This window comes from Lysobacter yananisis (assembly GCF_031199375.1).
GTDB classification, from domain to species: domain Bacteria; phylum Pseudomonadota; class Gammaproteobacteria; order Xanthomonadales; family Xanthomonadaceae; genus Lysobacter; species Lysobacter yananisis.
In genome coordinates this window covers 4725342-4749997 of sequence record NZ_CP133568.1, presented here as the reverse complement: position 1 = coordinate 4749997, position 24656 = coordinate 4725342, and the positions used below count along the sequence as shown (strand labels likewise).

21 protein-coding genes are annotated in these 24656 nt (G+C 69.9%); 4 read left to right on the top strand and 17 right to left on the bottom strand.

What is annotated here, in order from left to right; all coding sequences use genetic code 11:
• The first annotated feature begins 173 nt into the window (after positions 1-173).
• Together RDV84_RS19750 and RDV84_RS19745 are read left to right on the top strand one after the other, a co-directional pair.
• Positions 174-2417 (top strand): glycoside hydrolase family 3 N-terminal domain-containing protein, encoded by a 2244-nt coding sequence (locus RDV84_RS19750; protein ID WP_309151327.1) that lies wholly within the window; start codon positions 174-176, stop codon positions 2415-2417.
• A 9-nt stretch (positions 2418-2426) separates the two neighbouring features.
• Complete coding sequence (locus tag RDV84_RS19745) at positions 2427-3554, top strand: hypothetical protein (protein ID WP_309151326.1); 1128 nt, start codon at positions 2427-2429, stop codon at positions 3552-3554.
• Here the strand turns inward: RDV84_RS19745 and RDV84_RS19740 are convergent.
• The 11 genes from RDV84_RS19740 to RDV84_RS19690 all read right to left on the bottom strand — a co-directional run bounded on the left by RDV84_RS19740 (position 3551) and on the right by RDV84_RS19690 (position 16365).
• Complete coding sequence (locus RDV84_RS19740; protein ID WP_309151325.1) at positions 3551-4543, bottom strand: Gfo/Idh/MocA family protein; 993 nt, start codon at positions 4541-4543, stop codon at positions 3551-3553. The genes RDV84_RS19745 and RDV84_RS19740 overlap by 4 nt on opposite strands.
• Complete coding sequence (locus RDV84_RS19735) at positions 4540-5610, bottom strand: hypothetical protein (RefSeq protein WP_309151324.1); 1071 nt, start codon at positions 5608-5610, stop codon at positions 4540-4542. The genes RDV84_RS19740 and RDV84_RS19735 overlap by 4 nt, the downstream gene beginning before the upstream one ends.
• Complete coding sequence (locus RDV84_RS19730; protein WP_057947609.1) at positions 5607-6419, bottom strand: ABC transporter permease; 813 nt, start codon at positions 6417-6419, stop codon at positions 5607-5609. The genes RDV84_RS19735 and RDV84_RS19730 overlap by 4 nt, the downstream gene beginning before the upstream one ends.
• A 3-nt stretch (positions 6420-6422) precedes the next feature.
• Positions 6423-7247, bottom strand: coding sequence for an ABC transporter permease (locus RDV84_RS19725; RefSeq protein WP_309151323.1), 825 nt, complete (start codon positions 7245-7247; stop codon positions 6423-6425).
• The gene (locus RDV84_RS19720) at positions 7237-8202 is read right to left on the bottom strand and encodes an ABC transporter ATP-binding protein (RefSeq protein WP_309151322.1); all 966 of its coding nucleotides are present in this window, start codon (positions 8200-8202) and stop codon (positions 7237-7239) included. The genes RDV84_RS19725 and RDV84_RS19720 overlap by 11 nt, the downstream gene beginning before the upstream one ends.
• Before the next feature lie 43 nt (positions 8203-8245).
• A complete protein-coding gene (locus RDV84_RS19715; protein WP_078995620.1) occupies positions 8246-9418 on the bottom strand; it encodes a radical SAM protein in 1173 nt (390 codons plus the stop codon).
• A 14-nt stretch (positions 9419-9432) separates the two neighbouring features.
• Positions 9433-9696: an acyl carrier protein gene (locus RDV84_RS19710; protein WP_158229762.1), complete on the bottom strand. Its 264-nt coding sequence runs from the start codon at positions 9694-9696 to the stop codon at positions 9433-9435.
• Positions 9697-10040: 344 nt separating this feature from the next.
• Complete coding sequence (locus tag RDV84_RS19705) at positions 10041-12743, bottom strand: TonB-dependent receptor (RefSeq protein WP_309151321.1); 2703 nt, start codon at positions 12741-12743, stop codon at positions 10041-10043.
• Between the two features lie 61 nt (positions 12744-12804).
• A complete protein-coding gene (locus tag RDV84_RS19700; RefSeq protein WP_309151320.1) occupies positions 12805-14037 on the bottom strand; it encodes an MFS transporter in 1233 nt (410 codons plus the stop codon).
• A gap of 16 nt (positions 14038-14053) precedes the next feature.
• Positions 14054-15052 carry a carbohydrate kinase family protein gene (locus tag RDV84_RS19695; RefSeq protein ID WP_309151319.1) on the bottom strand — a complete coding sequence of 333 codons (999 nt, stop codon included), beginning with the start codon at positions 15050-15052 and terminating at the stop codon, positions 14054-14056.
• A gap of 62 nt (positions 15053-15114) precedes the next feature.
• A complete protein-coding gene (locus RDV84_RS19690; RefSeq protein WP_057947616.1) occupies positions 15115-16365 on the bottom strand; it encodes an ROK family transcriptional regulator in 1251 nt (416 codons plus the stop codon).
• A 131-nt stretch (positions 16366-16496) separates the two neighbouring features.
• Here RDV84_RS19690 and RDV84_RS19685 point away from each other — a divergent pair, with 131 nt between their 5' ends.
• On the top strand, positions 16497-18383 hold the full coding sequence (locus tag RDV84_RS19685; RefSeq protein WP_309151318.1) for a glycoside hydrolase family 9 protein: 1887 nt from the start codon (positions 16497-16499) through the stop codon (positions 18381-18383).
• Between the two features lie 55 nt (positions 18384-18438).
• On the opposite strand, the gene RDV84_RS19680 is transcribed toward RDV84_RS19685, so the two are convergent.
• Positions 18439-19287, bottom strand: coding sequence for a kanamycin nucleotidyltransferase C-terminal domain-containing protein (locus tag RDV84_RS19680; RefSeq protein WP_250450698.1), 849 nt, complete (start codon positions 19285-19287; stop codon positions 18439-18441).
• Between the two features lie 446 nt (positions 19288-19733).
• Between RDV84_RS19680 and RDV84_RS19675 the strand changes: the two genes are divergently transcribed.
• Positions 19734-21599 carry an ABC transporter ATP-binding protein gene (locus RDV84_RS19675; RefSeq protein WP_309151317.1) on the top strand — a complete coding sequence of 622 codons (1866 nt, stop codon included), beginning with the start codon at positions 19734-19736 and terminating at the stop codon, positions 21597-21599.
• An 82-nt stretch (positions 21600-21681) separates the two neighbouring features.
• Here RDV84_RS19675 and RDV84_RS19670 read toward each other — a convergent pair whose 3' ends face one another.
• The 5 genes from RDV84_RS19670 to RDV84_RS19650 all read right to left on the bottom strand — a co-directional run bounded on the left by RDV84_RS19670 (position 21682) and on the right by RDV84_RS19650 (position 24656).
• Entirely contained in the window at positions 21682-22416 is a 735-nt protein-coding gene (locus tag RDV84_RS19670; RefSeq protein WP_309151316.1) for an energy transducer TonB, read from the bottom strand.
• Positions 22413-22838 (bottom strand): TonB system transport protein ExbD, encoded by a 426-nt coding sequence (gene exbD, locus RDV84_RS19665; protein ID WP_057947621.1) that lies wholly within the window; start codon positions 22836-22838, stop codon positions 22413-22415. Before exbD ends, RDV84_RS19670 begins: the two co-directional genes overlap by 4 nt.
• 10 nt (positions 22839-22848) lie before the next feature.
• Positions 22849-23568 carry a tonB-system energizer ExbB gene (gene exbB / locus RDV84_RS19660; RefSeq protein WP_309151315.1) on the bottom strand — a complete coding sequence of 240 codons (720 nt, stop codon included), beginning with the start codon at positions 23566-23568 and terminating at the stop codon, positions 22849-22851.
• A gap of 70 nt (positions 23569-23638) precedes the next feature.
• Complete coding sequence (locus tag RDV84_RS19655) at positions 23639-24025, bottom strand: YbaN family protein (RefSeq protein ID WP_309151314.1); 387 nt, start codon at positions 24023-24025, stop codon at positions 23639-23641.
• Positions 24026-24062: 37 nt separating this feature from the next.
• Positions 24063-24656, bottom strand: a complete 594-nt coding sequence (locus RDV84_RS19650; RefSeq protein WP_309151313.1) for a biliverdin-producing heme oxygenase — start codon at positions 24654-24656, stop codon at positions 24063-24065.

The following is a 24656-nucleotide window of genomic DNA, read 5'->3' as shown; positions in this document are numbered from 1 at the left end:
GAAGCCGTCGCCCGGCGGCGCTGGCGCGCCGCTGCCCGCGCCTGTCGCCGCGGCGGGCGAAGAGCGAGAATTCCGCCCGTATGCCCGACCGCGCACAGGCCCGCCGGTTGACAGCCATGTAATCGATTACATACCATAACTGAACGATTATTTCACGCAAGGTGCATCTCGTAATGGCGGATCGCGTTGATATCGATGCACTGATCGCTCGCATGACCTTGCAGGAAAAAATCGGTCAGCTCTCGGTGTTGGCCGATTCGATCCGTCCCTTCGCCTTCGACGTGAACCCCGATTCGTTCCAGTGGGGGCCGCAGCGCACCCGCGAGCTGATCCAGGCCGGCGAAGTCGGCGCGCTGTTCAACGGCGTGGGCGCGGCCGAGGGCCGCGAACTGCAGCGCATCGCGGTCGAGGAAAGCCGGCTCGGCATTCCGCTGCTGCTCGGTGCCGACGTCATCCACGGCATGCGCACGGTGTTCCCGATCCCGCTCGGCGAGGCCGCCAGCTTCGAGCCGGAACTGGCCGAACGCACCGCGCGCGCGGCGGCGATCGAAGCCACCCGCGAAGGCCTGCACTGGACCTTCGCCCCGGTGGTCGACATCGCCCGCGACCAGCGCTGGGGCCGTGTCGCCGAGACCACCGGCGAGGACACCTTCCTGGCCTGCGCCTTCGCCCGCGCCCGCGTGCGCGGCTTCCAGGGCCCGGATCTGACCGCCGACGATTCGCTGCTGGCCACGCCCAAGCACTTCGCCGCCTACGGCGCGGTCGCCGCGGGGCTGGACTACAACACCGTCGACCTGGCGCCGCAGACCTTGTTCGACGTGCACCTGCCGCCGTTCAAGGCCGCCATCGACGCTGGCGCGCTGACGGTGATGAGCTCGTTCAACGACATCAACGGCGTGCCCGCCACCGCCAACCGCGAACTGCTGACCGGCATCCTGCGCGAGCAGTGGGGCTTCGAAGGCTTCGTGGTGTCCGACTACACCTCCGACTTCGAGCTGATCGAACACGGCTTCGCCGCCGACGAAAAGCACGCCGCCCAGCTCAGCCTCGATGCCGGCCTGGACATGAGCATGCAGAGCGGCGTGTACATGGATCACCTGCGGGCGCTGGTCGAAGAGGGCAAGGTCGCCACCGCGACGCTGGACACCGCGGTGCGGCGGATCCTTTCGGTCAAGGCGCGGATGGGGCTGTTCGACAATCCCTACCGCTCGCTGACCGCCCCCCCGCCGGGCCCGGCGCCGTACCTGGACGCGCACGACGCGCTGGCGCGCGACGCCGCGCGGCGCAGCGTGGTGATGCTCAAGAACGACGGCGAAACGCTGCCGCTGCGCAAGTCCGGCCAGCGCATCGCCCTGATCGGCCCGTTCGCGCGCGACCGCGAGAACCTGGCCGGCTGCTGGAACATCTTCGGCGACAGCAGCCGCGAGATCGATCTGGAAACCGGCCTGCGCGCGGCGCTGGCCGATCCGGCTTCGCTGCAGGTGGTGGACGGTTGCGGCATGGAAGAGGCCATCGACGGCGGCATCGAGGCCGCGCTGGCGGCCGCGCGCGGCGCCGACGCGGTGTTGCTGGCGGTCGGCGAGCCCACGCGCTACACCGGCGAGGCGCAGTCGCGCACCCAGATCGTGCTGCCGGCGGCGCAACAGGCGCTGGCCGAGGCGGTGATCGGCGCCGGCACGCCGGTGATCGTGCTGCTGCGCAACGGCCGCGCGCTGGCGCTGAGCCCGGCGCTGCAGGCGGCGCCGGCGATCCTGGTGACCTGGTTCCTCGGCACCCAGACCGGCCATGCGGTCGCCGATCTGGTGTTCGGCGACCACAGCCCCAGCGGCCGCCTGCCGATCAGCTTCCCGCACGATTCGGGCCAGCAGCCTTACTACTACAACCACACCTCCAGCGGCCGGCCGTACCAGCCCGGCACCGGCCTGGAGGCGTTCCGCACGCGCTGGCGCGAGACCGCCAACACCGCGCTGTATCCGTTCGGCCACGGCCTGGGCTACACCCGCTTCGAATACGGCGCGGTCGAACTCAGCGCCGCCGGGCTGGCGTGGGACGGCCGCCTGCAGGTGCGCGCGCGCATCGCCAACGTCGGCCAGCGCCCGGGCGAGGAAGTCGTGCAGTTGTACCTGCGCGACCGCGTCGCCAGCCGGGTGCGGCCGATCCGCGAGCTCAAGGGCTTCCAGAAGATCGCGCTGGCGCCGGGCGAGAGCCGGGTGGTGGAGTTCGTATTGACCCGCGCCGACCTGGAATTCCGCGGCGTCGACAACCGCTTGGTCGCCGAACCGGGCTGGTTCGACCTGTGGGTGGCGCCGTCGGCCGATGCCGGCGAGCCGGTCGCGTTTGAACTGCTTGCCTTCGAACGCCCCGCCTTCGAACGGCCGGCCTTCGAACGGCCCGCCGCCGACGCGGATCGAGGCTAAGCCGCGCGGATGGCGGAAATAGCGGAGACAGCGGACACGCCGGTTCGCGAAGTCGCCATCCTGTGCTCGGGCGTCGCCCTGGGCGTCTATCTGCCGGGCCTGGAGATCGCCCGCCGCTTGCGCAGCCATGGCGTGCGCGGGCGGGTGTTCGTGCTCGAAGCGTTCCAGCCCGCCGACGTCGAGGACGCGCTGATCCGCGCGCGCGAACGCCACCAGCGCGACTTCCGCGCCCTGCGCATGTCGCAGCAGCTGGTGCGCGATATTTCGCCGACGCTGGACGCCGCCGCGTTGGCCGCGCTCGCGGCGCGGCTCGACGCCGCCGGCACGACGCATCTGTTGGCGCTGTCCGGCTTCTGGTTGCCGTGGGCCGCCGCTTATGCGCGCGAACGCGCGCACTGCACGCTGGAAGCGCTGCATATCGATTCGGTGCCGTCGCCGTCGTGGCTGCCGTATGCGCAACGCCCCGAGTTCGCGCAGGCCGAGCACCGTTACTTCATCGACCGCGCCGCGCCGCGGGCGGCGTTCCGGCTGGAGATCGGCGAAGCCGCGCCGGTCGCGCACGCGCAGCGCCCGCCCGAACTGCTGTTGCACGGCGGCGGCTGGAGCGTGGGCACGTTCGCCTCGGCGGTGGACGATGTGCTCGCCGCCGGTTATCGCGCCAGCATCGTGCGCGGATCGGCCGCCGACCTGCAGCCGCGCGAAGGCGTGCGCAACCTGCTGCTGGACCCGCAGTGGCGCGCCTGGCGCGACACCGGGCCGGAGCAGTTGGGCGAGTTCCCGCGGTTGGGCTTCGCCGACGCCGACGGCGAGCTGCGCTATCGCCAATCCGACGCCGTGCCGGACCTGTTCGGGATCACCCGCGCCAGCCTGGCGGTGGTGTCCAAGCCGGGCGGCTCGACCCTGATCGACTCGATGGCCGCAGCCACGCCGGTGCTGTTCCTGGCGCCGTCGGGCAAGCACGAGCAGGCCAACGCCGAGGCCTGGATCGCGCTGGGCTACGGCGCGTGGTTCGAGCAATGGCGCGAGGACGGCGCGCAGCGCGAGGCGCTGGAGCGGATGCACGCGCGCTTGCTGCGCGACCGCGCACAGGTGCCCGAGTACTGCCGGCAACTGGCCGCGGAACTGGACGCGCGTTAACCGTCGACCGAGGGGCCATCGAGCGTGGGCCGCAAGCGCCCGTGCAAGGCTTCCAGCATCGCGATGCGCTCGACGCTGCGCTGCGCCTGCGTTGGCCAGTCCTGGTCGCGCGCGTCTCCGGCCAGATAGGCGAGCTGGTTGAGGTAGTAGTTCTGCTCGTCGAAGCTGACCCGTTCGCGTTCGCCCGAGGCATGGGCGATGTCGAGATGGATCTTGTGCCGGCCGATGCGCGCGCGGAAGAAGTCGCCGATCACGACGCGGGCGCGTTCGAACTCGAAGGCATGCTCCGCCTGGCGCGGCAGGGCGAACTCGGCTTCCAGATCGGTCTTCATTCCATCGGGCGCGGTCAGCTCGATGCGTACGCGGGTCGGAACATCGACGGCATCGGCCTGCGCCTGTTCGATCGCGTAGGCGCCCAAGTCGATGCCGGCGACCGCCTGCGCGGCCTGCAGCCAATAGACGCCGTCGTCCCACAGCACGCCGCCGCCGGGCCGCAGGCGGAAGCGGTCGCCTTCGCGCAGGCCGTGGCGCAGGCGGGTGGAATGGCGCAGCAGGCGGCCCCAGGTGCGCGCGCGCACCTGTTCGGCGAGCCAGGCTTGCCAAGGGTGATGGCGGGTCATGATCGCCTCGACCAGACTCAGGCCGTGCGTCGTCGCCAGCGCGATCAGCGCCTGCAGTTCCCGCGCCGACAGCGTCGCCGGTTTCTCGACCAGCACGTGTTTGCCGGTGCGCAGCGCGGCCTCGCAGTCGCGGTAATGGTCGGTATTGGCGGCGGGCACGTATACCCAGTCGATGTCCCGCCGCGCCAGCAGTTGTTGGTCGTCCAGGCAGGCGCAGGCCAGGCCGTGCAGGCGCGCCTGCGCCTGCGCAGCGCCCGGGCGACGCGAGCCGATCGCCACCAGTTCGGCGCCGGGCAGGGCCGCGACCGCGCGGAAGATCGCCAGCGGCGAAATCTCCGCGACGCCGAGCACGCCGATGCGCAGGCTCACGCCGGCGTCTTCAGCGCGGCGAGCAGGTCGCCGAGCAATGCGGTCTCGCTCGCGCGCAGCCGGTCGATCAGCCGCTCCAGCGCGTCCGGCGGCGCGCTGCGCTGCGGGCGCCGGTGCAGCTTCAGGTACTCGGCGCGCAGCCGCAGCCCCAGTTCGGCGACCGCGTCGGCGCGCGCGGTCCAGTCGTCCGCGCCGGCGGCGCCGGCGAGGCCGATCGTGCCGAGTTCGAGCAGCCGCCGCACCCGCCGCGCCATCAGCCGCTTGTGCTCGTACAGCAAGTGCGCGGGCAGCGGATTGCTGCGCGCCGCGCCGGCCGCGACCGCCAGCGCATAGCTGCGCAAGGCCTCGTACACGTCCACGCCGAAGCGCATGTCCACCGGCGACATCATCGTGCGGTAGCGCGCCATCGAATTGCGCGCGCCGAGGTAGTCGGCGATGCCTTCGCCGACCGCGACCGGATCGAGCGGGTAGGGCCAGTTGCACTGCGGTTTGACCAGGAACAGGTCCGGATATTCCGGCGGCCCGCACTCGGCCAGGCCGTCCACCGCCCGGCGCAGCGCGTCGTAGCCGATCCGCGCCTGCGCGTAGCGGCCCTGCAGGTAGCCGGAGAACTCGAACGCCCGCGCTTGCTCGTCGTAGCCATGCAGCAGCGACGGGTGCGGATAGTGCGCGCGCTGGTGCGAGTCGGTGCCCGGCACATGGAACTCGTCCAGCGGCAGCTTGGGGTAGTGGCCGCGCGCCAGCGCGTCGCGCAGCGCCGCCACCGGGTCGCCGGTCAGCGCGGCGAAGTAGCGCCGGTCGATCTTCTGCAACGACAGCCAGGGATTGATGTGCTTCTCGATCTCCGGCACGAAGAAGTCGAAGAAGAACAGCTCGTCGGTCTCCGGCGCCGGGAACGCCGACAGTTGCAGGTAGTTGCTGCAGATCCAGTCGATCGCGCCGGGTTGCAGCTCCATCACCGACAGGTAGTAGGCGTGCTGCGGATAGCTGTCGATCGACGGCGCCGCCAATGGCAGGCGCACCCGTTCGGGGACGGCGACTGCGGCGGCGGCCTCGACCGCGCTCACTGCGACCACCCGCTGGCGCTGCTGTAGGCGCGCAGGGCGAACCGCCACAGCGCCACGGTCAGGCCGAGCCAGACCACCGGCGCGGCCAGCAGCCACAGGTAGCCGTGCGCCGGCAGCTTGCCCAGCAACAGATAGGCCGGGTAGTTGGTGACCATGAAGATCGGCAGGGCGAAGGTGCCGAACAGCCGCACCCCGCGCGCGAACGCCGCGGCCGGGACAGTGTTGAGGTCCCACAGCGAATGCGACAGCTGGGTCACCGCGTGGGTGGTGCCGAACCAGAACGCCAGGAACTGCGGCAGGATCATGATCGCGTAGGCCACCGACAGCGACAGCCCCAGCGCGACCAGGGTCGCGGCCACCGTCGCCGCGCTCAGCGGCACGTCCGACAGTTGCGCGCCGTAGACGATCATCGCGATGCCGGCGATGGCGTTGGGCAGCAGCAGGCTGAACTCCGCGCGCGCGCACGACACCAGGAACAGGCCGGAGGCCGGCTTGACCAGCACCAGGTCGAGGTCGCCGTTGCGGATCTTGGCCGACAGCTCGAAGTTGTTGGCCATGAAGAAGCAGGTGTAGAACCCGGTCAGCAGGGTGTAGCAGCCCAGCACCACCAGCGCCTCGGACGGGCGCAGGCCGCCGAAGTCGACGTCGGCGCTGACGATCACATAGGCGTAGGCCAGCTTCGAGAGCAGGAAGCCGGTCTCCATGACCAGGCCGGCGTAGAAGTTGAAGCGGTACTCCATCTGCACCATGAAGGAGTTGCGCAGCAGCACGCCGTAGATGCGCAGGTGGCGCAGCAGTTCGCCCAGCATCGCTCAGCCCCCCGTGGCCATGAACGAGCGCAGGCCGACGCGCCACATCGCCCAGGCGATCAGGCCGAACACGGCCACCCACAGCGCCTGCACGCCGAGCAACTGCGGCAGCGCGGCGGTTTCGATCCGGCCCATCGCGATCTCGATCGGCGCGGAGATGATGTAGCGGAACGGCAGCCAGTGCAGCACGTCCTGGGCCCGGCCGAACACCGCCAGCGGCACGATGCCGCCGCTGAGCACGACGATGCCGATGCGGATGCCCTCGAACAGATAGGCCGCTTCGTCGAACCAGAAGCAGGTGAAGCTCACGCACAGGAAGATCAGGAAATTGATCGCCACGCCCAGCGCGACCGCGGCCAGCACCGCCGGCAACAGCCCCAGGCGCTCGCCTGCGGCCGCGCCGCCGAATGCCAGCGCGGCCAGCAGCAGGGCGCCCATGATCGCGTACACCGGCAGCTTGCCGCCGACGAAGTGGGCCAGCCGCAGCCGTACATAGGCCACCGGCTGGACCAGGTAGCGCGCCAGTCCGCCGTGCTTGATGTCGTTGCCGACCTCGTACTCGAAGCCGGTGTGCACCAGCCGCCCGACCACCGCGGCCAGCACCGAGTACAGCAGCGCGTCGGCGTAGGCGTAGCCCGGGATCGAGTAGCCGCGCGCGTACAGCGACGACCACAGGTAGTACTGCACGAACAGCGGGAACGCGGCGCTGACGAAGCCGAGCGCGAAGTCGGCCTTGTGCTGCATCGCTTCCTGCAGCCCCAGCGCGACCGCATGCAGCGACGCGGACGGGCGCCGCCGGCGCGCGCTTGCCGGGGCCTCAGCCGACATACAACGACTCGATGCTGCGTTCCAGCGGCAGGTGCTCGATGCGCAGGTCCTCGACCTCGAGCCGGTCGAGCAGGACGCGGATCACCTCGTTGACGTGCTCCGAGCGCGCTTCGATCCAGTACTCGCCGTCGGGTTTCTCCTGCAGCGCGTAGTCGAACGGCAGCGCCACCGCGGCGGCCGGCGAGCGGACGCGGAAGCGCACGATCTTGGCGAACGAGAAGCGGTCGGCGATGCGCGCCAGTTCGCCGTCGTAGAGCAGCTTGCCGTGGTGAGTGACGATGACCCGCCGGCACAGGTCCTCGATGTCGGTCGAGTAGTGGCTGGTCAGCACGATGGTGGCGCCGAACCGGGCGCAATAGTCGCGGATGAAGCCGCGGATGCTCTTCTGCGCGGCGAAGTCCAGGCCGATGGTCGGCTCGTCGAGGAACACCACGCGCGGGCTGTGCAGCAGCGCGCCGATCAGGTCGAGCTTGATCCGCTCGCCCAGCGACAGCCGGCGCACCTGGATGTCGAGCAGCCGGCGCACGTCGAGCAGTTCCGACAGTTCGCCGATCACCCGCCGGAACGCGGTTTCCTCGACGTCGTAGATGCGCTGGTTGAGCAGGTAGCTGTCCATCGCCGGCAGGTCCGGCCACAGCTGCGAGCGCTGGCCCATGACGATGCCGATGCTGCGGCGGAACGCCAGCGCGCGCTCCCACGGCACGTAGCCGGCGACCCGCGCCGAACCCGAGGTGGGATAGAGGATGCCCGACAGCATCTTGATCAGGGTCGACTTGCCGGCGCCGTTGGGGCCGAGCAGGCCGACGATCTCGCCGCCTTCGATGCGGAAGCTGACCTCGCTGACCGCCTGCTTGTGCAGGGTGGGGCGGTGGAACAGATTGCCGATCGAGCCCAGCAGGCCTTCTTTCTTGGTGTGGTAGGCGAAGGTCTTGGACAGCCGTTCGACTTCGATCATGCCTTGCGTTTCCAGTTGCCGTCGGCGCCGCCGCGCATGGGCCTCAGCGCCCGTTGAGGTAGAGCAGCACGCACTTGGAACACGCCGGCATCAGCCCGCAGGCCAGGGTCTTGCGCACTTCGCCGAAGCGCTCGCCGTGCCAGACCTCCTGCAGGCTGGCGTCCTTGAGGTTGCCCATCGAGAACTCGGGGAAGAACTTGCAGCTGGAAACGTCGCCGTTGGGCAGGATGTCGATGCGGTTGGTGATCGCCAGGCACTGGCTGCGGCGCTGGCCCGGGCGCGAGCTGCCGCGGATGAAGTCGAGCAGTTCGTCGTCTTCCAGCGCCGGCTTGAAGCGCACGCGGGTGTTCCAGACCCGGGCCGAGACCCGCGCCATTTCGTCGGCCAGGGCGCGGTGATGCTCCTCGGACAGGCTGTAGGTGAACGAGTGCCAGCTGGGCTTGAGGAAGTCCAGCTTCGGCATCGCCCACGGGAAGTGCTCGCCGACGTAGCGGTCCATCTCGCCCGCGGTCTCGCCGGAGATGTACCAGGGAAAGGTCAGGTGGACCGAATCCACGCCGACGCGCTCGAAGTGTTCGACGAACTCGTACAGCCGCCCGATCATCGAGTCGTTGATCGTCAGCTGCACCGCGACCTCGCCGCGGTACTCGCCGCGGCGCTTGGAATCCAGCAGCAGGTCCACGCTCTTGATCACCTTGGCGTAGGTGCCCTTGCCGCGGATCGCGTCGTTCTCCTGCTCGAAGCCTTCCAGGCTGGCCAGGAACTCCAGGTTGGCCGACATCTTCACCAGGTCGTCGTAGCGGCGCTCGGTGGTGATCGCGTTGGTGCAGATCGTGGTCCAGCGCCCTTCGGCGGCGATCAGCTCGGCCATCTTGCCGAACTGCGAATAGATCAGCGGCTCGCCGCCCCACAGGAACAGCTTCGAACTCGCGCCGCGGGTTTGTTCGAGCACGCTGCGCAGCAGTTCGATCGGCACCTCGTCGCGCACCGTGCTGTGGATCATGTCGTGGTGGTAGCCGTCCTCGTTCCACTCGAAGCAGTGGGTGCAGCGCAGGTTGCAGCGGTTGTTGAGCTTGATCCCGATCTCTTCGGGAATCGCCGTGGCGTAGCCCGGATCGCGACGCAGCCCGCGGCTGCTTTCGGCCTTGTTGCGGATCGACTGCTTGAGCCGCTCGAACGCGTGGCGGTCGAGCGCGGCGGACGACTGGGGTTGCATGTGGTGCGCTCCGCTCAGGACGCGACGGGCGAGGGCGCGGACGCGCCGGTGGCGTCGATCAGGAAATCGATCAGGCGGTCGACGCGGGTGAAGGTCTCGTACTCGACCTTGTCGAAATCGATGCTGATGCCGAAATCGTCCTCGAGGCCGAGAATGAAGTCGGTCATCTTCAGGCTGTCCAGGCCGACCTCGTTGATGATGTCGGTGGAGTAGCCGATGTCCGCGGCGAGCGAGGGATTGTCCTCGACCGTGGCGATGGCGGCAGCGACCTTGCGCAAATAGTCTTCGCGAATCACCGGGTTCCCCAAAGAGACGGACTGTTTGGCTGCGAGCCGGGCGGCGAGGCTTGCGCATCGTCCGCCGCGGCCGTTGCGGCCGTCGTATGTAACCGGTTTCAACTCTACCGGTGGGCTTTGGCGCACGCAAGGATGGTGGCGACCGGATGGATCGCGCGTGTCGGGATTCGGCGTCGGGAATGAATTTCAGTGACGTGCAGCGCAGTTTTCCGCGACTCGCTTGTAGCGCCACGCAGCGATCGCGCGTGTCGGTGCGCGCCGGCCCGAGGACGAACGCGCGGCGGCGGCCCGGCCCCTCTCCCGCGCGGAAGAGGGGCCGCAGCGCATCAATACTCGAAGCGCACCCGCAACCCGACCGTGCGCGGATCGTTCCAGTAGGCGCGGATGAACCCGCCGGCGTCGTCGGCCCAGTTCTTGCTCATCTTGTCGGTGGCGTTGAGCACATACAGCTCCGCGCGCCAGAACGACGGCGATTGCAGGCTCAGGCTGGCATCGACCGTGGTGTAGGCCTCCTGCGCGTCGGAGACGTGCGGGTTGTCGAGATTGCGCAAGGTGAAGTACATCTTGTCCTGCCACTTCACATTGACCCACGGCACCAACTCATAGCCGTTGCCGAACTTGAAGGTGTGCGAGACGTTGACGCCGGCGGTGAACTTCGGCGTCATCGGCAGGTGGTGGCCGGTGATGTCGTAGATCTGGCGGCCGGCCAGGCGCGGATCGGAACCGCTGTACGGCGGCGGGCACGGCGGCGCGCCGAACTCTTCGCGCACGCCGCAGTTCCATTCGTCGCTGAAGGTCGGGTAGTCCTTGATCTTGCTGTCGATGTACGAGAAGAAGCCGCCGATGCGGGTGTTCGGCGTCGGCAGGTAGTCGAATTCGACTTCCACGCCGGGGATGTTGACCGTGCCGACGTTGACGGTCTGCCATTTCTTGATCACGTCGCAGGTCGGGTCGAAGTCGGGGCAGGGCTGCTCGACGTGGACCTTGGCGGCGTAGAAATCGCCGGTCACCTGCATGTCCTTGTAGCGGCTGTAGAAGGCAGTGACCGACAGGCTCAGGCGCTTGTCCAGCAGCAGGCCCTTGTAGCCGATCTCGAAGTTGGCGACGGTCTCGGGCTTGTACGGGAAGAAGGTGTACTGCGGGCCGGCCGGGCCGTCGATGCAGACCTTGCCGCCGCACTTGTCGTCCTTGTCGCCGAAGCCGCCGGCCTTGTAGCCGGTGGACAGCGACGTGAACAGGATTTCGTCGTCGGACAGCGCCTTGGTCAGGCCCAGCCGCCAGGTGGTCTTGCGCCAGGATTCGGAGTGTTCGTTCTCCGCCGGCGGGCCCCACAGCTTGTAGGCGTCGATGCCGCCGAACGGTCCCATGCGTTCGGTCAGGTCGCGGCCGTTGTGCGGGCGAAAGCCCGGCTGGCCCGGCGTGCCGGGGTTGTAGAGCCCGTTGTAGTACGCGGTGGATTCGGTGTCCCAACCGCCGTAGACCTGGCCGCCGCGGTCGGTTTTCTCATCGCGGCTGTAGCGCGCGCCGAAGGTCGCGGTCCAGGTCGGGGCGAAGCGCCAGTCGGCCTGGGTGAAGATCGCCTTGGCGTCGACCTGGCGGTCGGGCTGATGGTACAGCTGGCTGATCGGATAACCGAACGGCGCGTTGACCAGCAATTCCTGCGCGTAGTCGATCTGGTTCTTCTCGTGCATCCAGAACAGGCCCGACACCAGGCTCAGGCGCTCGCCCTGGTGCTTGAACTGCAGTTCGTGCACGACCGAGCGGTACTTGGAATCCAGGGTGATCGAGGTGTTGTCGCGCACCGGCCACACGCCCCAGTCGCCTTCCGGCGGGACCGGGAAGGTGGCGGTCACCTGCGAGGGAATCTCGTGGTAGCCGCCGTCGTCGTCGGAAATCTGCGAGCGCTTCTGGGTGGCGAAGGCGACGTTGTATTCGAGGCTGTTGCTGTCGCCGATGAGCCAGATCAGGTTCGAGCGAACCGTGTCGATCGACATGTCGGTCTTGCCGGGGACGTTGATGTTCACGTCCCACTTGCCGCCGGTGCAGGCGAAGCGGGTGCCGGCGGCCTGGCCGCAGTCCTTCATCGCCACCTGGCCGGCGCCGTCGTTCTGGAACTTCTCGTAGGCCAGCAGCCACTCGACGTCGTCGCTGAAGGCGAAGCGCGCGGCCAGGCGCAGCGCCCATTCGTCGCGGTTGTAGTAGTACTTGTCGCGCCCGACCTTGACGTTGCGGCGCTGGTCCACGTCCGGGATGCCGTCGGCGACGAAGCCGCGCTCGGGGATGTTCACATCGGTGAAATCCTGCTTCTGGTCGATCCAGCCGTCGCGCTCGACCTTGGTCGCGGAAAAGCGCAGGGCGAAGCGGTCGTTGACCGCGATGTTCTGGATCAGGTTGAGCTGGCGCAGGTTGTAGCTGCCCACGTCGAGCTCGGCGCTGCCGAAGCTGGAATCGAAGCGCGGCTTGGCCGGGATGATGTTGATGCTGCCGCCGGTGGAGTTGCGGCCGAACAGCGTGCCCTGCGGGCCGCGCAGCACTTCGACCTGGTCGACGTCGAACATCAGCGCCAGCGCGCCCTGCGGACGCGGCGAGTACAGGCCGGCCACGTGCAGACCCACGGCCGGGTCGCCGATTTCGGTGAAGTTGTTGGCGCCGATGCCGCGGATGCTGACCTGCACGCCCGAATCCGGGCCGGAGGCGATCTGCAGGTTGGGCATGCTGCCGGACAGGCCGCGCACGTCGCGCACGCCTTCGCGGGTCAGCGCTTCCTGAGTCACCGCGGTGACCGTCACCGGCGTCTTGAGCAGCTCCGATTCCAGGCGCGTGGCCGACACCCGCACGGTTTCCAGGGTGGCGCGGGCTTCGCCGGCGCCGGCCTGCGCGGTCGCGGCTGGCGCGTCGGCATCGGCCGCGGCGGCTGGCTGCGCGGCGGCGGATTGCGCAACCGCCGGCGCGGCCGCGCAGCCGATCAGTACCGCGGCCACCGCGGCGGCGAGGCCGCTGGGTCGAACACCGCTGGGATGCTTTTTCATCGTGGGCTCCTGGTTGTACGGCGACTCGGGCCGGCGGGCCCGCGATGGCTGGCGTCGGGGATCAGGGCGAGGCGGGGGGGCTCGAGGCAGGTGTGCTCTTGGCCGAGTACACGGTCTGGTTGCGCACCAGCGGCCTGGCCCAGGCGGCGACGCTGAGGATGTAGAGCAGGGGCAGGAACACCAGCGACAGGCCTGCGCGCAGGCCCCAACGGTCGGCGAGGATGCCGATCAGCAGCGGCACGATGGCGCCGCCGAGGATGCCGCTGCACAGGATTCCCGAGAACGCGCCGTGGTGCTGGCTGACCGAGTTCAATCCCAGCGAGAAGATCACCGAGAACATCACCGACAAGAAAAAGCCCGCGGCGGGGAACGCCAGCAGGGAAACGGCCGCGGGGCCGAGGAGGGCGAGGGCGAGGCAGGCGATGGCCAGGGTCGAGAAGATCGCCAGCACCCGCTTGGAATCCAGCAGCTTCAGCAGGCCCAGGCCGACCAGGCAGCCCAGCGACATCAGCCCCCAGAAGCGGCTGACCGCGACGGCGCCTTCCTGCGTGGCCGAAAAGCCGTGGTAGCTGTGCAGGAACTGCGACATCCAGTTGGCGAGCGACTGCTCGGTGCCGACATAGGCGACGATGGCGAGGAAGAACAGGCGCACGTCGCGGCGGCGCAGCAGGCTCAGGTAGGCCTCGCGGCTGCCGGCGCGCTCGTCGTCCTTCAGAGCCACCGCCGGCAGCGGCAGTTTCCAGTTGAGCGCGGCCAGCAGCACGAACGCGGCGCTGAAGAACCAGTAGAACGTCAGCCAGGCCAGCGGCTGTCCGTCCACGCCCGGGCGCTGCATGTAGAACTTGAACGCCAGCGGGCTCAGGAACGAGGCCAGGCCGAACACCAACTGCGCCATCACCGAGAAGAAGGCGAAGTGCTGCTCGCCGCCGGCGGTGCGCATCAGCGGGTTGATCACCACCTGCAGCAGCGCCATGCCCAGGCCGATGACGAACAGCCCGGCGACCACCGAGGCGTAGCCGGGAACCACGGCGATGGCGAGCGCGCCGACGACATTCAGCGCGAACGCGGCGAACAGGGTGAAGCGGGTGCCGCGCGCTTCGATCAGCACGCCGCCGGGAATCGAGATCAAACCGTAGGCGAGGAAGAACGAGAACGGCATGAAGCCGGCCATGGTCAGGCTGAGCTTGAAGTCCTCGATGGCGATGGGCATCAGCGGCCCGATCAGGTTGGTGATGAAGGAGATCGCGAACCAGATCAGGAGGAGGTAGCTGATGATCAACGGCCGGTGCTTCACGATCGTGCCTCCGGGGTCAGGGCTGCGGCTGCAGGCAGTGGGCGAGTTCGCCGGCGGCGATGCGCTTGCGCGGAAAGCGCGGCAGGATCGCGCTCGCGGTGCGGCAGCCGGCGGCGAGCGCGTCGCTGAGGCCGGCCCGGTTCAACCGCGCCGCGAGGTAGCCGGTGTTGAAGCTGTCGCCGGCGCCGACGGTGTCGAAGACGTCGGCGGCCGCTTGGGTGACGTGCAGGGTGCTGCGGCCGTCGACGTGGCCGAGCGCGCCGGCGGCGCCGAGCTTGACGATCAGGTGCGCGCCGGGCTTGAGCAGGCCGGCGACGCGGCGCACGGCGGATTCGAGCGAGTCGTCGCCGGCGATGCTCATCGTTTCGAGCTCGTTGACCAGCAGGTGGTCGCAATGCGCGAGCCAGCCGGCGACTTCGCGGTGCACCTGCGGGGTCCAGCCTTCCGGCGGCCAGCCGGTGTCCAGCGCGATCTGGTAGCCGCGCGCCGCGGCCTGGGCCAGCAACGCGGCGAAGCGCTCGCGCAGGCCCGGCAGCAGGAACGGCGCGGTGAACAGGGCGATGCTGCCGGGCGCGGCCGGCGGCAGGTGGCGCAGCACGAACTCAGGCGCCAGGTGCTGCAGGTGGCCGCAACTGGTGAAGAAGGTGCGCTCGCCGCCGGTGTGCAGCAGCCCGACCGACATGGTGGTGTCGCTGCTGCAGGTCTGCAGGTCGACGCGGATGCCGCTCAGTTGCAGCAGCAGCCACTGGGCCAGGTCGTCGTCGCCGATGGCGCCGATCAGGTGCGGGCTGAGCCCGAGATGGCGCGCGGCGAGGGCGGAGTTGGCGGCCGAGCCGCCGGCGCGCAGTTCGCTGCGCGGCAGCAGCTGTTCGGTGCCGATCTTGGGCCAGCCGTCGAGCGTGCCCAGGACCAGGTCGACGCTGACGTCGCCGACGATGTTGAAGCGCGGCGGGTCCGCCGGCGAGGCCGGCGGCGGGTCGGGGAGCGGATCGAAGCGAGCGGGAGCGTCCGTCATGGGGGCCGACTATAGTCACCCCGATTCCGCCTCGTCAATAAAAATATCCAGTGGAAGTTTAATTAAATGCGACGCCCGCCGGCGGCCGGACGGTGGCCGAGCAGTTCGGCCGCCTGCAGCTCCCCGAAGCCGTCCTTCTGCACGCCTTCCAGGCGCGGCGACAGCAGTTCGTGGATCGGCAGCACCGCCGCGCCCAGCAGCGAGCAGTCTTCCTCGCGCTGGGAAATCATCACCCGCGGCAGCTCGGGGTCGGGGCGGCCGCGGACCGAGCGGTGCAGCGGCTGGGCCAGTTCGACCAGGCGCTGCACCAGCGCCTGCGGCGCCGATCCGCCGATCACGATGGTCTGCGGGTCGAACAGGTTCTCGATCATGCACACGGCGTCGCGCAGGCGCTGGGCGGCCTGCGCGCACCATTGCTGCAGGGCCGGGTCGCCGGCCTGGTCCAGGCGGGCGAGCAGGTCCGGGGTGTGGACCTGGGCGTCGTCCAGGCCCAGCGCCTCGGCCAGCGAATGCAGCGACAGATAGCGCTCCAGGCAGCCCTGGTTGCCGCAATAGCACGGCGTGCCGCCGGGGACCACCGGCACGTGGCCGATCTCGGTGGCGTTGCCGTCGGCGCCGCGGTAGTGATTGCGGCCGACGATCAGCGAGCCGCCCAGGCCCATGCTCAGGTGCAGGTAGAAGAAGGTGTCCAGGTGCCGGGCGACCCCGTACGAGGTCTCGCCGAGCGCGCCGGCGACGCTGTCGACGCTGTGGAACAGCGGCAGGCCGGTGGCTTCCTGCAGCTGGTCGAGGATGGACAGGTCCTTCCAGCCTTCCAGCGCGGTCGGGCCGACGAAGCTCAGCTCGGTGTCGCCGAGCGGGCCGGGCAGGGCCACGCCGATGCCCCACAGCCGCGCGTTGGCCTGCCGGCGCAGCGTCGCCACCAGCTCCAGCAGGCCGGCCAACAGTTGCGGCCGGTCGCAGCCTTGCAGCTGGACCTCGCAGCGCGCATCGATCCGGCCGACCAGATTGACCAGCGCGCCCGAGGCGCGGCCCGGTTCCAGGCTGATGCCGATGGATTGGCCGGCGTCGGGGTTGATCTCGAAGGCGATCGGCGGCTGGCCGCGGGTCTTCAGGTCCTTCTGCCGGCGCGAGACGATCAGGCCGATGGATTCCAGCTCGTTGGTGATGTTGGCGACCGTCTGCGGGCTGAGCGAGACCTTCTCCTGGATGTCCTTGCGCGAGGCCGCGCCGTGCTGGCGGATGAAGTCCAGCACCAGGCGGCGGTTGTAGGGGGCGCTGGATTGCTGGGTGGCGCCGCGGCCGAGGTTCATGGGCGTGCAAACCGGTTGAGCGAGGGGGAGGGAAGCTGCCGCATTATTCATACATCCATGTGAAGTATTATTGACGACAGGCGGTGGCATGGCTAAGTTGCGCTGTGCCCAGTCTATCCGGAACCGTGCCGATGACCGCTTCGCCGCACTTCTCCCTTACCGGCCTGCGTGCATTGGCCGCGCTGGCGCTGGCCTTAACGCTGGCCTTGTCTGGCGCGCCGCACGCGGCCGCCGCCGCCAGCGCGGAATCCAAGCCCAAGACCACGGTGTCGGTCGGCCTGCCCAGCGCGCCGTTGCTGGTGCAGATCAACCAGGTCGCGCTGGAGCGGCAGGGCCCGAAGCGGGCCATCGTCGAATACGCCGGCGACGCCGAACACGGCCGCTACACCGTGTTGCGCGACGGCAAGCCGATCAAGCGCGGCGAACTGCGGCCGCTGCCCGCGTTCACCGCGTGGGCGCCGGGCAAGCGCTATTTCAGCGTCGATTTTTCCGAAGCGCAGCAAGCCGGGCGGTATCAGGTCGAGGTCAGCATCGACCAGCTGCAGGCGCGCTCGGCCGTCGTGCCGGTGCGCGACGACGCGATCTTCGCCACCGCCGGCGCGCAGTTGCTCGGCTACTTCAAGCGCAGCCGCCACACCGATCCGGCCGACCGCGATCTGCCGATCTTCCAGACCACGCGACGGGTGAACGCCTGGGGCGGTTGGCAGGACGCCGGCGGCGACAAGGGCAAGTACCTGTCGCACCTGGGCTACGCCAATCATTTCAATCCGCAGCAGGCCTCGATGGCGGCCTGGGTACTGGCCTATGGCGCGCACGCGCGCAAATCGCTGTTCGCCGCGCACGGCCTGCAGACCCAGGTCGAGGACGAGGCGTTCTGGGGCGCCGACTATCTGCACCGCATCCTCGATGCGGACGGCTACTTCTACACCACGGTGTTCGACCAGTGGGGCACGCCGGGCGCGGTGCGCATGGTCACCGGCTACGAAGGCGCGGCCGGCACCTACACCGCACTGTATCGCTCGGCGTTCCGCGCCGGCGCCGGCATGGCCATCGCCGCGCTAGCGCGCGCCTCGATGCTGGCGAAGCAGAGCGGCCGTCACGGCGAGTTCGACGGCGCCCAGTACCTGGCCGACGCCGAGCGCGCCTATGCGCACCTGCGCCGGTTCAATCCGCAGTACGGCGCCGACGGCAAAGAGAACATCATCGACGACTACACCGCGTTGATGGCGCTGGTGGAGCTGCACAACGCCACCGGCCAATCGCGCTATCTCGACGACGCGCGCGCCCGCGCCGCCAGCCTGATCGCGCGCCAGCAGGCCGACGGCGGCTTCGTCAGCGACGGCGGCCGCCGTCCGTACTATCACGCGGCCGAAGCCGGCCTGCCGGTGATCAGCCTGTCCGCCTACGCCGGCATCGAGCCCGAACAGGCGCGGCGCCAACGCGCGCTGGACGCCATCGGCGCGGCGCTCAAGCACGAACTGGCGATCACCGATGCGGTCGCCAATCCCTACGGCTATGCCCGCCAGCGCTTCCAGCTGGCGCAAGACGGCCAGGCCGCGGGCGAAGTGCTGGAAGGCTTCTTCATCCCGCACCGCAACGAAACCGGCTATTGGTGGCAGGGCGAGAGCGCGCGCCTGGCCTCGCTGAGCGCGGCGATGGCGGTCGGCGGCCGCGCGCTCGCCGAACACGGCGCGGCCGGCTACGGCCTGAGCGCCGATCGCGCCGGCTATGCGCAGAGCCAGCTCGACTGGACCCTGGGCCGCAATCCCTACGGCATCTGCATGCTCTACGGTTTCGGCCGCAGCAACCCGCCCACCGTGCTGGAAAGCGCCGGCGAGATGTTCGTCGGCGGCATCTCCAACGGCATCACCGGCGCGGTCGGCAGCGACACCGGCGCCGGCATCGCGTTCGCGCCCGGCCCGGATTCGGAGCAGTGGCGCTGGGTCGAGCAGTGGATTCCGCACACGACCTGGATGCTGTACGCGGTGATGGCGATGTCGGGCGAAGAGGCGCGCTGAATCGGTGGGCGCGCCATCGCCGGCGAGGCGATGGCGCTCGCCCTGCGCGGAAGTCCTACGCGACCGCTTCGAGCGATCCGAAGGTGTGCGACACGCGCCGCTGCAGCGCGGCCGTGAACGCCGGACCGGCCTGCCACGACGACAATCCGGCCCAGGCGCGCTCCACCACCGCTTCCACCCGGGCGATATCGCTCAGCTCGCCGCTGAGCACCATCGCATACAGTTCCTGCGCGCCGTCCGGGCCCGGCAGGTTCAAGGCTTCCCGCAGCACCGCGCCGAAGGTGGTGTAGGCATAACGCGCGCCGAGTCCGGTCACCAGCGCGAGATGCATCGCGAAGGTTCCCGCGATCATGGCGTGCGGCGCCGAACGGTTGCGCAGCTTGCCCATCAGTTCGTACAAGGTGCCCGAGATGATGCCCGCCATCGCCCGCCCGGCCCGTTCCGGGTCCGGATTGGCGGCGATCGCGCGCAGCTCGGCGAGCAGGTTCTCGTTGCCGGGCGAGGCCCACACCAGGCGCGAATGCAGGAACTTCGCCCGGGTGATCGGCCAGCTTTCGTCGACCTCGCGCGCCACCGCCTCGGCCATGGTCCGCGAGAACAGCATGACCAGGATCTTGCCGGGGCCGTAAACCCACTCGATCGCTTTCTGGAACTGCGCGCCGTACAGCTCGTCGCTGACGATGCCCCACAGGTCGATGTCGGAGTGCGGCCGGTCTTCGCCGCGCCCGGTGGAGCCGTACAGCACCAGATGCTGCAGGTGTTCGCCGAAGCGTTCGCGCACCGACTCGACGACCCGCGCGGACAAGGCGCTGCGTTCGTCGGCGGCGACGGCCTGCGGGCCGGAAAAGATGTCGTCCAGCCTGCCGTTGGGAAGTTCGCTGCCGTTGGGAAGTTCGTGTTCCATCGTCCGGTTTTCCATCATCTGGTTTTCCATCATCCGGTTGAGCTCCGTAGTGAACGCGCGATGCTGCGATGGCGGGACAACGACGGGTCCGCGGGGCGCGCGCAGCGGAGCCGCGCAGCGAAACCGGCGCGGCGTGCGGACCTACTGCGTTTCCCCGACAGATGCCCCCCGGCGCCTGGATTCGCGTCGAACGATCGACCCGGCAGCGCCGTGCATCCAGGCTACGTTCCCGGACCCGGGCTGTCCACGCCGCGGGTCCGGGCGGGGCGGGCGTGGATGGCCCGCACGGCGGCCGGGCCGGCCGCGACGCCGCCTGTCTCGCCCGCGCCGAGCGGCGGCCGGGCGAGGGCGCGCACGCTTGCGCGGCGGGGACCGCGGCTGGATTGTGTTTCGCGACCGGTGCTTTACAGTGGCCTGCCGTAGCCTGCCACCCTTGTCGGAATCGCATGGACAGTGACGACGCGAAGCCGGGCCGCCATCGCGCTCCGGTGCTGCAGTTGTACCGGGAGCTGTGGCATCAGGCGCAAGGCCACCGCGTCGCGTTGCTGGGTTCGATGGCGCTGCTGATCGGGGCGCAGGTGGTGCTGCTGGCGGTGCCTTACCTGGTCGGCCGGGCCCTGAACAGTTTGCAGGCGCGCGGCAACGACGGCGCCGGCGAAGCGGCGCTGTGGCTGGCCGCGGTGCTCGGCGCGACCCTGGTCAGTTGGTTGATCCACGGCCCGGGCCGCATCCTCGAACGCAACGTCGCCCTGAGCGTGCGCAAGCGCGTCGCCACCGCGCTGACCCAGCGCCTGCTGGCGTTCCCGCTGTCCTGGCACGACGGCAACCACTCCGTCGCCAGCGCCCACCGCGTGCACCAGAGCAGTTCGTCGCTGGGCACCTTCGCCGAGAACCAGTTCATCTATTTGCGCAGCGTGGTGCGGCTGATCGGGCCCATCGGCGCGTTGATCGCGATCCATCCCATGGTCGGCGCCACCGCCGCGCTCGGGCTGCTGGCGATCTGCGGCGCGGTGGTCGGTTTCGACCGCGCGATCGTGCGCCTGGCGATCCAGACCAACGACGCCGAACGCCGCTACACCGCGGTGCTCGCCGATGCGCTGGGCAACGCGACCAGCGTGCTGGCGCTGCGCCAGGCGCGGCCGTTCATCCGCTCGCTGCGGCAGTTGGTCGAGAAAGTGTTCGAGCCGCTGCGGCGGATGATCGTCATCATCGAGATCAAGTGGTGCGCGGTCGACGTCGCCAGCCGCCTGCTCAGCTGCTGCCTGGTCGGGCTGTACGCGTGGCTGGTGCTGCGCGCGACCGGCGACGGGCAGAAGCTGATGTTCGGCAACGTCTACATGGTCTGGGAATACGCGCTGCAGTCCGGTGCCGTGGTCTCGGCGGTGGCGTCGAACTTTCAGACCTTCGCCACCCAGTACGCCAATTACCAGAGCGCCGACGTCATCCGCGACCATCCGGTCGATGCGAGCCTGAGCGATCCGGTGCAAACGCGCAGCTGGCGACAGTGCGAGATCCGCAATCTGGTGTTCCGCCATGCGGCCGGGCGCGAGGCCGGACCGACCCTGGACCACGTCCGGCTGACCCTGCAGCGCGGCAAGCGCTATGCCTTGATCGGCGGCAGCGGCTCGGGCAAGAGCACGCTGATGCGGGCGCTGGCCGGGCTGTACGTGGCCGAACGCATCGAACTGCATGCCGCCGACGATGCAGACCCCGCCGCGGCGACCCGCGCGCCGGTGGACGCCGCGCGCTACCTGCGCGGATCGACCACGCTGATCCCGCAGGAGGCCGAACTGTTCGAAGCCTCGCTGGAACACAACCTGGCGATGTGCGAGTCCCTGCACGGCCAGCCCGATCCCGGCGACTATCACCGCGCCCTGGAACTGGCGGCGGTCAAGGAGTTCCTGCCCGCCGACGCCGATCCCTTGCAGGTGTCGATCGGCGAGCAGGCCTCGAACTGGTCCGGCGGCCAGCGCGCGCGCGTGGCCCTGGCGCGCGGCATCCTCGCCGCGCGCGGCAGCTCGCTGGTGTTGCTCGACGAGCCCACCGCGAACCTGGATGCGCGCACCGAGGCGGCGGTCTACGCCAACCTGTTCGCCGAGTTCGCCGACGCCTGTCTGATCGCTTCGGTGCACCGGCTGGAACTGCTGCGGCACTTCGACGAAGTGTTGGTGATGGTGGACGGGCGGCTGGTCGCGCAGGGCTCGGAGGCGGTGCTCGCGCAGACGTCGGCCGACTACGCCAACCTGCGCGCGAGCGGCTTGCGCCAGAGCGATGCCGGCGAAACCGAGGCCGTCGCCGAAGGCGCGGCCTGACGCGCGGCGAGCGTCTTGCGTACGGACCGGCGGCAGGCAAGGCGCTTGCGCGCGATGCGCCGCGGACGCCCGCGCATCGCCGTCAGCGGCCGCGGATGAAGAACGCCACCGGCACCATCACCTCGACCGGATCGCCCTGGATCTGCGCCGGCGGCGCCGGCACCGGCGCGGCCAGGCGCACGGTCTCCAGGGTGCCCGCGTCCAGCGCCGGATAGCCGCTGCTGCGGCCGATGCGGATCTGCGAAACCGCGCCGCCGCGGTCGACGGCGAAGCGCACATAGGCCACGCCCTGCTGGTTCAGGCGCTGCGCCTGGCGCGGGTAGCGGCGGAATTTCTCCAGATGGCCGAGCAGCAGGTTCTGCCACTGCGCGACCGCGTCGTCGCGCCGGCCCGACACGCTTTGCGGGGCCGCGTAATTCGTCGCGGCGGGCGCCGGCAGATCGGGCGGGGCCAAGGTCGCGGCGACATCGGCCGGATCGGCGGGCGCGGGCGGGGAGGGCGCCGGCGCGGGCGGCGGCAGTTCGACGTCGGCATCGGCCGCGGGCGGCGCCTGCAGTCGCGGCTGCGGCCGCGGCGGTGTCGCTGCGCGATGCTGCTCGCGCTGTCGCGGACCCGGCGGCAGTTGCTTGGGCGGCGCCGGCGGCGCTTGCGGCGTCGGCGCCAGTTCCACCATCACCGCGGCGGCCGGCAGCGTTTGCGGTTGCAGCGGTTCGCGCGCGGACCACCACGACGCGGCCGCCGCGGCCGCGCCGTGCACGGCCAGCACCGCGCCGAGGCTGCACAGCCAACGCCAGCGTTCGCGCGCGCGCGGGCTCACGGCGTCGCCGGCTCCAGGCCGACCAGGGCGATCTTGAGATAGCCGGCGGTCTGCAGCGCGTTCATCGTCTGCATCAGATCGCCGTAGGCCACGCGTTTGTCGGCGCGCAGGTAGATGCGCCGCTCGCGGTCGCCGCCGGTGGCGCGCTGCAGCGCCGGGGCCAGGCTTTCGCGCGTCACCGCCGCCTCGCCCAGGCGCAGCGACAGATCGGCCTGCACGCTCAGGAACACCGGCTCGGGTTCGCGCGGCTGCGGTTTCGCCGCGCTCGCCGGCAGCTCCACCGGCGTGTCCACGGTCGCCAGCGGCGCGGCCACCATGAACACGATCAGCAGCACCAGCATCACGTCGATGAACGGCGTGACGTTGATTTCATGGTGTTCTTCGAGCGCGTCCTCGTCGTGGCGCGCGGTGCGGATCGCCATCGCCCGGCCCTCAGCGCGCGGCCGCGACGGCCGCGGCTGCGCGCCCGTGCGGCCGGTCGAGATCGCGCGACACCGACTGCTGCACGCTCGCCGATACGTCGCCGAGGGTGGCGCGCAGGCCGGCGAGCGCGCGGGTGAAGTAGTTGTAGATCGCCACCGCCGGAATCGCCGCGACCAAACCCAGCGCCGTCGCCAGCAAGGCCTCGGCGATGCCCGGCGCGACCACCGCCAGGCTGGTCGCGTTGGCGTGGGCGATGCCGACGAAGCTGTTCATGATCCCCCACACGGTGCCGAACAGGCCCACGAACGGCGCGATCGCGCCGATGCTGGCGAGCAGGCCGACGCCCTTGCGCCATTGCCGCGCTTGCGCCAGTTCGATCCGTTCCAGGCGCGAGCCGATGCGTTCCTTGATGCCGGCCGGATCGAAGCCGCCGCCGCAGAGCCGCAGTTCGCTGCGCGCGGCCTCGATCAGGTCGCACGCGGCGCCGTCGCGCAGCGCTTGATCGGCGCTATCGCACGGCAATTGCGCCGCGTCCAGCAGCGCCGCGCGGGCCCGGCGCAAACCCCGGTGCAGGCGCGACAGCTCCCAGCTCTTGGCCACCAGCACGGTCCAGCTGGCGACCGACGCCAGCGCCAGCGCGATCATCACCGCCTTCACCACGGGGTCGGCGGTCAGGTACATCTGCCACGGGGTCAGCGCGGCGGCGGATACGTCGGTAGGCAAGCTCATGGTCGGTTCGCACTGAAAGCGAGCGGCCGCGCGCGGCGGCCTTCGCAGGAAAGGAAAGACGATGCGCGGCTCAACATCGCGGCGCATCGGGCGGAGCAGGGCGCGGCGCCGGCCGCGACAGCACATAGGCGGCGCTGGCGGCGAAGCCCAGGCCGACGCCGAGCGCGAGCGCCTGCGAGGGATGCGCGCCCCACCAGAACAGGACGAAGCCGACCGCCATGCCGAGACCGGCGAACAGTTTGCCCTTGCGCGAGATCGCCCCTTGCTCGCGCCACAGGCGCAGCGCCGGGCCGTAACGCGGGTGTTCGAGCAGGCGGCGTTCGAACTTCGGCGAACTGCGGGCGAAACAAGCGACCGCGAGGATCAGGAAGATCGTCGTCGGCATCACCGGCAGCAGGGCGCCGATCACGCCGAGCGCGACCATCGCCCAACCCAGTGCGAACCACAACCAGCGCATCAGCGCGGTTCCGCGGATTCGACCGGCGCGCGCGCATTCACGCGAATTCGTCCTCGACGTGGGCGCGCACGCGCTGGAACGCCGCCTCGGCCCCGGCGATGGCTTCGTCCTCCTGCGCGCGGCTCAGCGCGACCGAGTCCAGCGCCGCGGTGAAGCCGCGCCAGTGCCGGGCCACGCCGTCGGGATGCGCGGCCAGGTGACGCGCGCCGAACCCGCTGTTGAGGCCCAGCTTGGCCGCCAGCTTGTACAGCACGCTGCCGCCGAGGTTGGAGCCTTCGGCGACGTACAGCCAACCCAGCGCCGTCGCCAGCGGCAGGTCGGCGCGCACCGCCGCGACCGCGAACGGCGGCAGCGGCTGGCCGAGGTCGCGCAGATCGCTGGCGATCTGCGGCAGGCGCCGGCGGCCGGGCAGATCCGGCACCAGCGCCGCCAGCGCGGCATTCGCGTACAGACCGTCGATGTCGCAATGGAAACGGTACTGCACGCGCAGGAAGCGGGCGAAATTGTCGCGGTTGGCGAAAATGTCGCCGGCCATGATGCGCCGGTCGAGGCGGTCGTGGGTGGCGTGGGTGGCGGCCTTGAGCCGCTGGCTGCGCGTGCTGGAGTCGGGTTCGGTGGCGATGTCGGACAT

Coding starts and splice junctions, on each gene's coding strand:
- RDV84_RS19750 (WP_309151327.1), top strand. CDS start 174: ATGGCGGATCGCGTTGATATCGATGCACTGATCGCTCGCATGACCTTG.
- RDV84_RS19745 (WP_309151326.1), top strand. CDS start 2,427: ATGGCGGAAATAGCGGAGACAGCGGACACGCCGGTTCGCGAAGTCGCC.
- RDV84_RS19730 (WP_057947609.1), bottom strand. CDS start 6,419: ATGCTGGGCGAACTGCTGCGCCACCTGCGCATCTACGGCGTGCTGCTG.
- RDV84_RS19725 (WP_309151323.1), bottom strand. CDS start 7,247: ATGTCGGCTGAGGCCCCGGCAAGCGCGCGCCGGCGGCGCCCGTCCGCG.
- RDV84_RS19720 (WP_309151322.1), bottom strand. CDS start 8,202: ATGATCGAAGTCGAACGGCTGTCCAAGACCTTCGCCTACCACACCAAG.
- RDV84_RS19715 (WP_078995620.1), bottom strand. CDS start 9,418: ATGCAACCCCAGTCGTCCGCCGCGCTCGACCGCCACGCGTTCGAGCGG.
- RDV84_RS19705 (WP_309151321.1), bottom strand. CDS start 12,743: ATGAAAAAGCATCCCAGCGGTGTTCGACCCAGCGGCCTCGCCGCCGCG.
- RDV84_RS19695 (WP_309151319.1), bottom strand. CDS start 15,052: ATGACGGACGCTCCCGCTCGCTTCGATCCGCTCCCCGACCCGCCGCCG.
- RDV84_RS19690 (WP_057947616.1), bottom strand. CDS start 16,365: ATGAACCTCGGCCGCGGCGCCACCCAGCAATCCAGCGCCCCCTACAAC.
- RDV84_RS19685 (WP_309151318.1), top strand. CDS start 16,497: ATGACCGCTTCGCCGCACTTCTCCCTTACCGGCCTGCGTGCATTGGCC.
- RDV84_RS19680 (WP_250450698.1), bottom strand. CDS start 19,287: ATGGAACACGAACTTCCCAACGGCAGCGAACTTCCCAACGGCAGGCTG.
- RDV84_RS19675 (WP_309151317.1), top strand. CDS start 19,734: ATGGACAGTGACGACGCGAAGCCGGGCCGCCATCGCGCTCCGGTGCTG.
- exbD (WP_057947621.1), bottom strand. CDS start 22,838: ATGGCGATCCGCACCGCGCGCCACGACGAGGACGCGCTCGAAGAACAC.
- exbB (WP_309151315.1), bottom strand. CDS start 23,568: ATGAGCTTGCCTACCGACGTATCCGCCGCCGCGCTGACCCCGTGGCAG.
- RDV84_RS19655 (WP_309151314.1), bottom strand. CDS start 24,025: ATGCGCTGGTTGTGGTTCGCACTGGGTTGGGCGATGGTCGCGCTCGGC.
- RDV84_RS19650 (WP_309151313.1), bottom strand. CDS start 24,656: ATGTCCGACATCGCCACCGAACCCGACTCCAGCACGCGCAGCCAGCGG.